General features: G+C 72.7%; 10 protein-coding genes. 1 reads left to right on the top strand and 9 read right to left on the bottom strand.

The features are described 5' to 3' along the window. Positions 1-20: 20 nt before the first annotated feature. The 4 genes from MY520_RS13595 to MY520_RS13580 are packed head-to-tail and all read right to left on the bottom strand — an operon-like array spanning position 21 to position 3,679. Positions 21-1,175, bottom strand: a complete 1,155-nt coding sequence (locus MY520_RS13595) for an acyl-CoA dehydrogenase family protein (RefSeq protein ID WP_436692629.1) — start codon at positions 1,173-1,175, stop codon at positions 21-23. A 48-nt stretch (positions 1,176-1,223) separates the two neighbouring features. Next, positions 1,224-1,727 carry a 5-(carboxyamino)imidazole ribonucleotide mutase gene (purE, locus tag MY520_RS13590; RefSeq protein ID WP_436692628.1) on the bottom strand — a complete coding sequence of 168 codons (504 nt, stop codon included), beginning with the start codon at positions 1,725-1,727 and terminating at the stop codon, positions 1,224-1,226. Positions 1,728-1,735: 8 nt separating this feature from the next. Then, positions 1,736-2,941, bottom strand: a complete 1,206-nt coding sequence (locus MY520_RS13585; protein WP_436692627.1) for a 5-(carboxyamino)imidazole ribonucleotide synthase — start codon at positions 2,939-2,941, stop codon at positions 1,736-1,738. Positions 2,942-2,971: 30 nt separating this feature from the next. After that, positions 2,972-3,679 carry an SGNH/GDSL hydrolase family protein gene (locus MY520_RS13580; RefSeq protein ID WP_436692626.1) on the bottom strand — a complete coding sequence of 236 codons (708 nt, stop codon included), beginning with the start codon at positions 3,677-3,679 and terminating at the stop codon, positions 2,972-2,974. Positions 3,680-3,739: 60 nt separating this feature from the next. Here MY520_RS13580 and MY520_RS13575 point away from each other — a divergent pair, with 60 nt between their 5' ends. Then, positions 3,740-4,252: a GtrA family protein gene (locus MY520_RS13575; protein WP_436692625.1), complete on the top strand. Its 513-nt coding sequence runs from the start codon at positions 3,740-3,742 to the stop codon at positions 4,250-4,252. 7 nt (positions 4,253-4,259) lie between these two features. Here MY520_RS13575 and MY520_RS13570 read toward each other — a convergent pair whose 3' ends face one another. The 5 genes from MY520_RS13570 to MY520_RS13550 all read right to left on the bottom strand — a co-directional run. Further along, entirely contained in the window at positions 4,260-5,573 is a 1,314-nt protein-coding gene (locus tag MY520_RS13570) for an acyltransferase family protein (RefSeq protein WP_436692693.1), read from the bottom strand. Between the two features lie 212 nt (positions 5,574-5,785). Continuing rightward, a complete protein-coding gene (locus MY520_RS13565) occupies positions 5,786-7,420 on the bottom strand; it encodes a hypothetical protein (protein ID WP_436692624.1) in 1,635 nt (544 codons plus the stop codon). A 97-nt stretch (positions 7,421-7,517) separates the two neighbouring features. Further along, positions 7,518-9,857: an LGFP repeat-containing protein gene (locus MY520_RS13560; protein WP_436692623.1), complete on the bottom strand. Its 2,340-nt coding sequence runs from the start codon at positions 9,855-9,857 to the stop codon at positions 7,518-7,520. Continuing rightward, on the bottom strand, positions 9,857-10,405 hold the full coding sequence (locus tag MY520_RS13555) for a hypothetical protein (RefSeq protein ID WP_436692622.1): 549 nt from the start codon (positions 10,403-10,405) through the stop codon (positions 9,857-9,859). Before MY520_RS13555 ends, MY520_RS13560 begins: the two co-directional genes overlap by 1 nt. Positions 10,406-10,581: 176 nt before the next feature. Further along, on the bottom strand, positions 10,582-11,778 hold a 1,197-nt coding region (locus MY520_RS13550), incomplete at its 5' end, for an SbcC/MukB-like Walker B domain-containing protein (RefSeq protein WP_436692621.1).

Genomic DNA, 11,778 nt, shown 5'->3' with positions numbered 1-11,778 from the left:
CGAAAACGCGGCTCGCCCTCCTACCGTAGGAGACTCCGTGCGATCACCATCCGCTGGATCTGGTTGGTGCCCTCGTAGATCTGGGTGATCTTGGCGTCGCGCATCATCCGCTCGACCGGGAAGTCGGAGGTGTAGCCGGCGCCGCCGAAGAGCTGGACGGCGTCGGTGGTGACCTTCATGGCGACGTCGGAGGCGAAGGCCTTGGCCGCGGCGCACAGCCGGCCCAGGTCCGGACCGCCGTTCTCGCCGCGGGCGGCGGCGACGTAGACCAGGTGGCGGGCGGCCTCGATCTGCATGGCCATGTCGGCGAGCATGAACTGCACGCCCTGGAAGTCGCTGACCGCCCGGCCGAACTGCCGGCGCTCGCGGGTGTACTCCACGGCCGCGTCCAGCGCGCCCTGGGCGATGCCGACGGCCTGCGCGCCGATGGTCGGGCGGGTGAAGTCCAGCGTCGTCAGCGCGGTCTTGAAGCCGGTGCCGGGCTCCCCGATGATCCGGTCGGCCGGGATGGTGCAGTCGGTGAGGTACAGCTCGCAGGTCGGCGAGCCCTTGATGCCCATCTTGCGTTCCTTGGGGCCGACGGCGAAGCCCGGGTCCTCGGCGTGCACCACGAACGCGGAGATCCCGTTGGCGCCCTGCTCCGGGTCGGTGACGGCCATGACCGTGTACCAGGTCGAGACACCGGAGTTGGTGATCCAGGCCTTGGTGCCGTTGAGCACCCAGCTGTCGCCGTCGCGGCGGGCGCGGGTGCGCATCGCGGCGGCGTCGGAGCCGGCCTCCCGCTCGGAGAGCCCGTAGCTGATCATCGCCTCGCCGGCGGCGATCGAGGGCAGCACCCGGTGCTTCAGGTCCTCCGACGCCGAGAGGATGATCGGCATCGAGCCCAGCTTGTTCACCGCCGGGATCAGCGAGGCCGACGCGTCGACGCGGGCGACCTCCTCGATCACGATGCACGTCGCGATCGGGTCCGCGCCCTCGCCGCCGTAGGCCTCGGGGATGTGGGTGGCGTGGAACCCGGCCGCGGTCAGCGCCTTGTGCGCCTCCACCGGGTACCGGGACTCGGCGTCCACCTCGGCGGCGAACGGGGCGATCTCCCGCTCGGCGATCTCCCGGACCGCGGCCCGGATCGCGTCGTGCTCCTCGGTCAGGGCGTACAGCCCAGCATTGTTACCCACGGGTAGAGAATAGGACGGCGCGCCCCGGATGACGATGCTCCCGGCTCCTCAGGAGGAGGCGAGTCGCTCCTGCAGGGCGGCGTCCCGCGCGACCACCGACTCGGCCAGCTCGGCCTGGAAGCGCTCGACCGCGGCCCGCAGCGCGGGGTCGGCCGCGGCGAGGATGCGGACGGCGAGCAGCCCGGCGTTGCGGCCGCCGCCGATGGACACCGTCGCCACCGGCACCCCGGCCGGCATCTGCACGATCGACAGCAGGCTGTCCAGCCCGTCGAGCCGGTCCAGCGGGCGGGGGACGCCGATCACCGGCAGCGGGGTCGCCGCCGCGACCATCCCCGGCAGGTGGGCCGCTCCCCCGGCGCCGGCGATGACCACCCGCAGGCCGCGGCCGGCAGCGGACTCGGCGTAGTCGAGCATCCGGCGCGGCGTGCGGTGCGCGGAGACGACGTTCACCTCGTGGGGGACGCCGAACTCGGCCAGCGCCTGGGCCGCGGGCTCCATCATCGGCCAGTCGGAGTCGCTGCCCATGACGATGCCGACCAGCGGGTTGTCCACGGGGCTCCTCAGTGCTCGGTCGCGAAGGCGAACGCCGGGTCGGTCTCGCCGTCGGCCAGGTAGCGGGCCGCCGCCACCGCCCGGGCGCGGACCCGGTCGAGGTCGTCGCCCAGCGCCGTCACGTGGCCGAGCTTGCGGCCCGGGCGCTGGCCCTTGCCGTACCAGTGCAGCTTCACGTCGGGCCAGTGCGCCATGAGGTGGTGCACCCGCTCGTCGAGCCCGGGGCCGCTCCAGCCCTCCTCGGCGGCCCGCCCGCCGAGGACGTTGGCCATCACCACGACCGGCGCGGTCATCGCCGTGGCACCCAGCGGATAGTCGAGGACGGCGCGCAGGTGCTGCTCGAACTGGCTGGTGCGCGCGCCCTCGATGGTCCAGTGGCCGGAGTTGTGCGGGCGCATGGCCAGCTCGTTGACCAGGACGGCGTCAGCGGTCTGGAACAGCTCGACGGCGAGCACCCCGACCACGCCGACCTGGGCGGCGATCCGGACGGCGAGCTCCTGCGCGGCGGTCGCGGTCTCCCCGTCCAGCCCGGGCGCCGGGGCGAGCACCTCGTGGCAGACGCCGTCCCGCTGCACGGTCTCGACGACCGGCCAGACGGCCACCTGCCCGAACGGCGAGCGCGCGACGACCGCGGCCAGCTCCCGGACCAGCGGCACCCGCTCCTCGGCCAGCAGCGTGCCGTGCCGGTCCACCAGGGCGGCGGCCTCGGCGGCGTCGTCCACCAGGAAGACGCCCTTGCCGTCGTACCCGCCGCGGGGGGTCTTGAGGACCACCGGCCAGCCGTGCGCGGCGGCGAACCGCTCGACGTCGGCGGTGCTGGCCACCTCGGCCCAGGCCGGCTGCGGCTCGCCACTGGCGGCGAGCGCCCGCCGCAGCACCAGCTTGTCCTGCGCGTGGACGAGGGCCTCGGGGCCGGGCGCGACCCGGTGGCCGGCGGCCTCCAGCGCGTGCAGGTGCTCGATGGGGACGTGCTCGTGGTCGAAGGTGACGACGGTGGCGCCGTCGGCGACGGCGAGCAGCGCGTCGAGGTCGCGGTGGTCGCCGAGCCGGACGTCGGCGGCCACGAGCGCCGCGGACTCGTCCGGGCCGGTGGACAGCACCCGGAGCGACTGGCCGAGGGCGATCGCGGCCTGGTGGGTCATCCGGGCCAACTGCCCGCCACCGACCATGGCGACGACGGGGAGCCCGGTGCGCGGGTCGAGTGGGGTGTCCATCGGGACGCGAGGTTAGCCGGTGGCGCCCTCTCACCCGACGCCGCCGTCCAGCAGCACCTCCCGGATGACCGCCCCCGCCTCGTCAGCGGCGCGTTGTGTGGGGTGGACGCCGTCCAGACTGGCTCCGGGTCGGTAGGCGCCCTCCTGAGTGACCCCGGTCCACGGGTCGACGAACTGCCACCCCCGCTCGGCGGCCAGCGTCCGCAGCCGGTCGTTGAACCCGGTCGTCGCCTCGGGCAGGGCGTCGCTCGGCGGGACGGCGGAGAGCAGTACGGCCCGAGCGCCCACGATGGCGGCCACGGCGCGCAGGTCGCCCTGGACCTGCTCCCAGCGGCGGCCGAGGAGCACGTCGTTCGTGCCCCCCATCAGCACGAGGACGTCGGCGTCCATGGGCGTGGCAGCCGCCCGCATGTCGGCCGTGGTGGCTCCGCCGATCGCCCAGCCGCCGCGGAACTCCAGCAGCGGCCCGCGAGCCGCGCTGATCCACGACAGGTCGCCACCCGTCCCCGGACCGAGGATGGGCACCCCGCCGGCGGTGATCGAGTCCCCCACCGCCACGAAACTGCGGAGCTCGGCCCGGGATGACGGTGCGGGGGCGCCGGCTGCGGCCGTCGAGACCGACGCCCGGCTCGCGTCGGCCCGTCCGTCCGGGGCCTGGCAGCCGGCGGACAGCGGGACCGCCACCACGACCGCCACCAGAACGGCCCCGAACGGAGCGGTTCGGCGCGGGTGGTGCACCGTTCCAGTGTCCCCGCGCCGACGGACCCGGGCCACCGGCGCCCCTCATAGACTCGCCTCGTGCCCGCCGACGCGCCCCTCCGCGGCCGACTGCAGGGCCCGTGGCGGCTCCTCCTCCGGGAGCTGAGCGCCTTCGGCACCGTGGGGCTGCTGTGCTTCGGCATCGACGTCGGCCTGTTCCAGGTCCTCTACACCGGCGGCGTCGCCCCCGTCACCGCCAAGCTCGTGTCGACGCTGGTCGCCCTGACCGTCGCGTTCCTCGGGCACCGCTTCTGGTCGTTCAGCCATCGGGCCCGGACGGGACTGGGTCGGGAGTACCTGCGCTTCGGCCTGGTCAACGCCCTCACGCTGGGTCTGGGGCTCGCCGTCATCGCCGTCGTCCGGTACCCGCTCGGCCAGGAGAGCAGCCTGGTTCTGCAGGCGGCCAACGTGGGGTCGATCGCCGTCGGGACGGTGATCCGGTTCACGTCCTACCGCTGGTGGGTGTTCCCGGCCGTCGACACCTCCGCGGGTGCCCTGCCCACCGCCGGCGCCGCCCCGGCCGTGCCGCGGGACGCCGCCGCGCGGGACTGAGCCGGCCTCAGACCTCGAGGGAGCGGGGCAGCATCCGGCGCATGCCCTTGCGCATGGGCTCCTCGACGAAGCGGAACAGCGCCCAGCCGCCGAGCACCGACAGCAGGAGAGCCGCCGCGACGAGCCCGCGCCGGGCGAGGGAGCTGACGTCGTCGGCCACGTCGGTCTGCCCGATGACGAAGAGCATCAGGTCCAGGAAGAACCAGTGGACGAGGTAGAAGGCGAAGGAGATCTGCCCTCCCCACACCAGCGCCCGGCTCGACAGCAGCTTCGAGACACCGCCCGAGCTGAGGGCCAGCGAGCCGATCAGCAAGGCGAACAGCGGGATCACGACGACGGACTCGGTCGACCCCCAGAGCGAGTGCCCGTTGTGACCCCACTCCTGCCCGAAGCGCGGCCGCCACACGGGGTCGAACTTCTGGAGCAGGTAGATGACGGCCACGATCCCGGCCACCAGGACGGCCGGTCGGAGCAGCAGGGGGACCTGGCGACCACTGCGGGCCAGCCGCTGGACGACGAGGGCCACCAACGCACCGGCGAAGAACTCGCTGAGCACCCGCAGCGCCACGATGCCCGGGATCATCTGATCGCCGTTCCAGGCGAGGTCCGAGCCGTCCTCCAGCGACAGGCCCACGATCACCATCGGCACGAGCGCGGCACCGGCGAGGAGGACGAGGGCCCGGGTGCGCAGCGTCGACTGCGCCTTGGCGAGGAAGAGGACCAGCACGCCGAAGACCAGGTAAGCCATCCACTCGGCGCTGATCGACCAGTCGATGGGGTTCCAGTCGTGGTGCTCGCTCCCCCACGACTGGATGAGGAGCACGTGCATGAGCAGCCGGCGCACGTCCAGGGACGCCGCATAGGCACCGTCCCCCGTGACCCACGTCTGGGCGATCCGGTAGGCGCCGTACACGAACAGCATGGCCACGGTGACCGGCCACACCCGCGACAGCCGCAGCCACAGGAAACCCAGCACCTTGCGCGGCTGCCAGCCCGAGGCCATCCGGTCCAGGTGCGTGAAGGTGAGGATGAAGCCGCTGAGGATGAAGAACAGGTCGACGCCGAGGTGGCCGACGTTGAACAGCGGAGTCAGTGGCCAGCTCTGCGGGAAGCTCTCGAGCAGGTACGGGCGGAAGTGGAAGCACGCCACCCACAGCGCCGCGAACGCCCGGATACCGGTCAGCTGCGGGATCACCCGCGGCAGGCCACGGGACGGCGTCGCGGCCTCGGTTCCACTCCGCGCGACGTCCGCACGAGGCCCCGTGGAGGGCACCGGCGGGACGACGCTGCGGCCGGGAGCCCGGCTGTCGATGAGCACCATGAACGTCACTTCCGTCGAGTGTGAGTTGCCCTGCCGTCCCAGACGGCGGCCTGGGCCACGGATCCTCGGCGGCCCTTGCAGTGCGTGCGTCCAACGTTACAGGGAGATACGGCTCCGTTGCGTCCTCGGGCTGAGTTCACACCCGCTCGCGCACCACCGGTCACAGCACCCACGCAGACCTCGATCACCGGGCCTGCCGGACACCCGAGGACTCATGCGGCGGCGGAGTCCGCGGCGACCGGCGCCCGGCGGGCGGACAGCCGGCGGTCCAGCCAGCGCACCAGCGCGACGGCGAGGAGGAAGTTCCCCACGACGTACACCGGCAGGTAGTACATGAAGTAGTAGGCCGGAGCGGACCCGAACACGATGCCGGCGTGCACCAGGAGGGCGAGCGACAGCAGACCCCACGTCCAGCGCCGCCGGGCCAGGCCGACGACGGTCATGGCGACCAGTCCGACGAGCGTGGGGATCACCGTCCACACCCAGGGCCGCAGGGCCGTTCCGGTGCCGTCGGACTGCATGACCAGGAGGGCGCGCATCGTGGTGTGCCGCACCTCGTCGTCCCACGGCTGCGCGCCGATGTTCTCCCGCTCGAAGGTGGTGAGCATCTCGTTCCCCGGCGCGTCGGTGAACAGCAGCCCCGTCGGGACGTAGGGCCGCGCCGGGTCGACGTTGTTCGTCGCGACGAACGTCTTCCACCGGGCCTCGAGGAAGTCCTCCGGGTTGTGCAGCACGAGGCTGACCACACCGCGGTAGAAGTCGTCGAGGTGGTCGGCGTAGTCCGGGCGCAGCGCCCCGGGTGCCCAGTAGCCAGGGATGTCCGAGTAGTCGGAGTACTGCCGCAGGTGATCGACGTCCATGACGGTGTCGATCAGGGCGAGGTCTGCGTCGACGTCCCCACCGGTGAGGTCCCCGTCGGCCACCATCACCGACAGCGGGTTGTACAGCGCGGTGAGCTGGTACTCCGGCCGGGACGTGGCCTGGGTCAGGACGAACCCGCAGGCCACGACCGCCAGCCCGGCCAGGGTGGCCACCACGGCCCGACCGTTCCTCCGCCAGAGCTCGCGCAGCAGGCCCAGCCTCGCGGCGACGACGGGGAGGAGGACCAGGTAGAAGATGCCCTCGGTGCGCCAGAACGCCATGAGGGTGACCAGCACGCTGTAGCCGACGAACTCGCGGTACCGGTCGCCGCGCAGGTCCGGCGCCAGCGCCAGGAGCAGCACCTTCCCGAGAGCCAGCAGCGCCACGAGGCTGTACGCGGTCATCCGCAGCGGGTGGTACACCTCGAACAGGACCGGCAGGAAGAGGAACGGGACGACGACGAGCCAGGCCAGGCGCCGGTTGTCCAGCACCGTCCGGATGCCCGAGGCGAGATAGCCCACGACGGCAGCGGCCAGCAGCATCTGCACCAGCACGATCCCCACACCGGTCGGCACGAGGTACAGGCAGAGCGTGTGGAACACGACCGTGAGGTAGTGCTGCCAGTAGTACGGGGCGTAGGTCTGCGCGGCGTGGAGCACGTGGAACTCGTCGAACGTCCAGTGCCCTGGGTAGACGAGCGCCGCGACCACCACCAGGACGACGAGGTAGGCCCCGCCCATCACCAGCCCCGCGCGCGTCCGGTCGTCGCCCGCCCGCAGCCGGGCCAGGAGGTCGACGACCAGCGCGACGAGGGCGAACAGCGCAACCGCGAAGACGCCCTTCAACACCCATGCCGGAACGGCGGTCACGTCGTCGACCGCGCCGAGCTCGAAGGCGACGGACTCGGTGAACGGGAGGACGAGCAGGCACCACGCCACGGTGACGCCGGCGCTCACCAGCCACTTGTTCGCGATGACCTTCTGCATGTCTCCCACTCGAGGCGCGTTCCCCGCAGCCCACCGGCCGGCACGCGGTGCGTGCCGGCCGGTGTCCGGGGCGTCCGGTCGGACGGTCCCGTGCCTGTCAGTTCCTCGTCACGGTGCAGCTGCCGCTGCCGGTCGTCGGGCAGGTGATCGTCCCGTGCTGGAACGTCGTCCGGCTGCCCTCGGCCACGGTAGTTGCCTCGCCGGTCGGGAAGCCCAGCTCGCTCCGGGGTCCCCCGAGCCCGCGGTAGGCCTCGTCGGCCGCCGTGAGGACGGCGAAGGACCCAGCCGTGCTGATGTAGATGCTGCCCTTCTGGAACGCCTGGGACCAGCCGCCGGGCAGGGAGCGCTCGAGCCCCGTCGGGAACCCGAGCGGGCTCGTGGCCCCGCCCATCGAACGGTACTTCGCGTCCATCCCGTTGACGGTCGGGTAGGCGCCGGCGGCACTGATGAACAGCGTCCCGTTCTGGAACTGCTGGGCCCAGCCACCGGCCACGGCCATCTCGGGACCGGCGGGGAAACCGAGGAGCCCCGCGGGACCCCCGAGGTCCTGGTAGGCGGCGTGGATCCCGTTGATCGTGGGCCAGGCACCCGCCGCGCTGACGTAGAGGACGCCCTGCTGGAACTGCTGCGACCAGCCCCCGGCGACAGTCCGCTCCACGCCGACCGGGAACCCGAGGGCACTCCTCGGCCCACCCAGCTCCACGTACCGCGCGTTGATCGCGTTGTACGTCGGGAAGGTCCCCTCGGCGCTGAGGAACAGCGAACCGCGCTCGAACCCCTGTCCCCAGCCGCCCGGGTAGGAGCGCTCCCCGGATGCCGGGAAGCCCAGCGCACTGTTCGCGCCACCCAGCTGCTGGTACTTGGCGTCGATCGCGTTGACGGTGGCGAACGACCCCGCCGCGCTGACGTAGATGGAGCCGACGCCGAACTGCTGCGTCCACCCGCCGGCAACGCCCCGCTCGGCGCCCTTCGGGAAGCCGAGGACCGTCGGTCCCCCGATCCGCTGGTAGGTGGCGTTGATCGCGTTGAGCGTGACGAAGGAGCCGTCGGCGGTCACGTACACCGCCCCACGCTCGAAGTTCTGCCCCCACCCACCGGGGAAGGTCATCTCGGGGCTCGTCGGGTAGCCCAGCGCGCCGCCCGGCCCACCGAGCTGCTGGTACGCGCCGTTGATGCCGTTGACGGTCGCGAACGAACCGGCCGCACTGACGTAGATGACACCGCGCTCGAACTGCTGCGACCAGCCGCCTGCCAGGGTCAGCTCCGGGCCGACCGGGAAGCCGAGGACGCCGTCCCGGCCTCCGAGCTCCTGGTAGCGGGTGTTGATTCCGTTGACCGTCGCGAACGAACCGGCCGCACTGACGTAGACGACGCCGCGCTCGAACTGCTGCGACCAGCCGCCGTTGATCGCCCGCTCCGGGCCGACCGGGAACCCGAGGACGCCGTCGCGGGCGCCGTTCTCCCAGTACTCCGAGTTGATGCCGTTGACCGTCGCGAAGGTGCCGGCGCCGCTGGCCCAGATCGACCCGCGCTGGAAGTGCTGAACCCAGCCGCCGTTGATCGTCAGCTCGTTGACCACAGGAGCACCGAGGACAGCCGGCCCGTCGTTGGACCAGTACCAGTCGCGGATCGTCCCGGTCACGATGAACTGGGTGGACCCGAACCAGTCGCTGAAGTAGCTGAAGAAGTTCCGGTTGCCGTACGAGGAGCAGCTGTTGCCCAAGCCGTAGCCGGCCGCCAGCGCGGCAGCGTTCGGCTGGTAGGGCGTGTAGTTGTAGAGGTTCGCCGTCGCCTGGTTCTCGATGTACACCTGCGTGGAGCCGCAGGCGCTGTTCGGGTGCCAGAGGATGGTGTTGTTCATCCCCGCCTTGTAGCCGTAGTTGCGCGGCAGGGTGGAGTAGCGCCGGAACTGCCAGGCGGCCATGTAGACCTGGTTGAAGAACCCGTAGTACTGCGCGTCGCAGGCCGCCGTGTCGGGGCAGCCGTAGCCCATGGCGATCCGGTACTTGCTCGCCGTCGGGCTGGTCGCGGTGACCAGACCCTGCTCCTTCTGCAGGGTGACGAGCAGGACCTGCGGGTTGATGCCGCAGACCTGGGCGACCTTCCAGATGACATCGGCCGCGCGCTCGTTCTCCCCTCCCGGATACGTCGCGCAGTTGGTACCGGTCCGCGTGAAGGTCGACACGCGGTAGTTCTTCATGCAGAGGTCGCCGGCGGTGCAGTTGGCCCCCTTCTGCACCAGGAAGGCCTGGATCTGGTCCGGCGTCATCGTCGAGGGGTTGAAGTACACCGCGTCGGAGACGATGTTGCCCGCCCGGAAGGCGCTCAGGTCGGCCGCCTGAGCCGGGGTGCTGGAGGTCTGGACGACGAGGGTCGCGGCGGTCGCCAGGACACAGACCACCGCCGCCAGCAGCCGGACCGCCCTGGTGGTCCGCATCAGGGGACCTCGACCTCGACGTCGCGGGACAGCGTGTCGCCGTCGGCCGCGGTGTACGTCACCTCACCGCTCCAGGAGCCCGGCCTCATCTCGGGAAGCGTGAGCTCGCCGCAGCTGGTCGTCCGCGCGTCGGGCACGGCCTCGACCGTCGCCGTCCGCTCGGTCGTCCCGTCGGAGAGCGTCAGGCCGCACTCACCGCCGTCCTCGAGGAGACCGGCGACGTACGCGCCGACCAGCACCGCACCAGTGGCGACGTCGAACCCGCTGTAGGTGACGACGAGGTCGGCCTCGGTCGGGCGCTCGGTGTCGAGCGCCGGCGACTCAGCGGCTGGATCGGGCTCCTCGTCCTCCTCGCCGGCTGCCGTGGCGGTGGCCGGCGACGCGCCGGTCGTGGACCCGTCCGCCCCGGTTTCCGCGGGGATGGTCGGCAGGACGGCCGTGGTCTCGACGTCGACGTCCTGCCCGCTACGGGAGACGACGAACGCGGCGCCAGCGACGGCCACCAGGACAACCAGGCCGATCAGGACGCGGCGGGACCGCTGCTTCATCTGTGTGACCTCGACTCGTGGACGTACTGAGCGCTGACGCGCCCGGGTGCGCCCCGCTGGGCCCGCGGCAGCCGTGCCGCACCAGAAGGGTGACGCTCAGTGAGTGCAGGCTAGCCAAGCGCACTTGCGGAACCGGCCCGACACGCGGTGTGACGGTTCCGTCACTTTGTTGCGGGTCAGCCGGCCAGGCGTGACCCCTGCCGCCCGGCGACGACCTCCAGCCGGGTGGGGATGCGGGTGCGCAGCTCCTCGAGGTGGCTGATCACCCCGACCGTCCGCCCGCCCCGGCGCAGCTCGTCGAGCACGTTCATCACCGCGTCCAGGGCCTGCGCGTCGAGGGTGCCGAACCCCTCGTCGACGAACAGCGTGTCCATCTGCACGCCACCGGCCTCGGACGTGACCACGTCGGCCAACCCGAGGGCGAGGGCGAGCGAGGCCATGAAGCTCTCGCCGCCCGACAGCGTCTTGGTGGGCCGGCGGGCGCCGGTGTACTCGTCGAAGACGTCCAGCCCGAGCCCGCCCCGGGCGCCGTGCCGGCCCTGGGCGTCGCTGTGCAGGAACGTGTAGCGGCTGCCCGACATCTCCTGCAGCCGCCGGCTGGCCACCTCGGCGACCTGCTCGAGCCGGGCGGCCAGCACGAAGGACTGCAGCCGCATCCGCAGCGTGTTGGCCCCGCGCCCGTTGACCAGGTCGGCGAGGCCGGCGACCTGCTCGGCCCGGGCCCGCCGCTCGGACAGCTCCACCTCCGCGGCGACCACGTCGCCGGCCAGGCCGTCCAGCGCGCGGCCGCACCGACGGGCCTGGTCGAGCGCGGTCACCGCCTCCTCGCGGCGGGCGGTGAGCTCGGCGCAGCGCCGCTCCAGCACCGCGACGTCCGGCCGGTCGGGCAGGTCGGTGAGCTCGGCGGCGGCGAGGGTGGCGACGACGACCGACCGGGCGGAGTCGTGCTCGGCCAGCCGGCGTTCCACCGCGGCGAGCTGCCCCGGCTCCAGCAGGGCCCCGGCCGCGTCCAGCACGTCGTCGAACGCCGCGGCGGCGGCCCGCCGCTCGGCGGCGACGCGGGCGGTGTCGGCGGCGGCACGGGCCCGCAGCTCCTCGGCCTCCGTCGCGACGACCGCCTCGCAGCGCTCCGCGGCGGTGGTCAGCCGCCGGACCCGCGCGGGCAGGTCGGCGTCCGCGCCGCGGGCGGCGTCGAGCCGCGCGGCGAGCTCGCGCAGCGCCTCCTCCCGCGCCGCCCGTTCCGCGGTGCGCCGCTGCAGCTGCTCGCGGTCTGACGCCAGCGCGGCCAGCGCCGCATCCCGGCCGGTCTCGGCCCCGGCCAGCTCGCGGCGGGCGGCGGCGGCCGAGCCGGCCAGCCGCGTCGGCGCGGTCAA

It is taken from the genome of Geodermatophilus sp. CPCC 205506 (assembly GCF_051383635.1).
Classification (GTDB): Bacteria; Actinomycetota; Actinomycetes; order Mycobacteriales; family Geodermatophilaceae; genus Geodermatophilus.
This window is presented reverse-complemented; position numbering and strand designations above follow the sequence as displayed.

Excerpts from the sequence above, each read along its gene's own strand:
- MY520_RS13560 (WP_436692623.1), bottom strand. The coding sequence starts at position 9,857 with ATGCGGACCACCAGGGCGGTCCGGCTGCTGGCGGCGGTGGTCTGTGTC.
- MY520_RS13570 (WP_436692693.1), bottom strand. The coding sequence starts at position 5,573 with ATGGTGCTCATCGACAGCCGGGCTCCCGGCCGCAGCGTCGTCCCGCCG.
- MY520_RS13585 (WP_436692627.1), bottom strand. The coding sequence starts at position 2,941 with ATGGACACCCCACTCGACCCGCGCACCGGGCTCCCCGTCGTCGCCATG.
- MY520_RS13555 (WP_436692622.1), bottom strand. The coding sequence starts at position 10,405 with ATGAAGCAGCGGTCCCGCCGCGTCCTGATCGGCCTGGTTGTCCTGGTG.
- MY520_RS13565 (WP_436692624.1), bottom strand. The coding sequence starts at position 7,420 with ATGCAGAAGGTCATCGCGAACAAGTGGCTGGTGAGCGCCGGCGTCACC.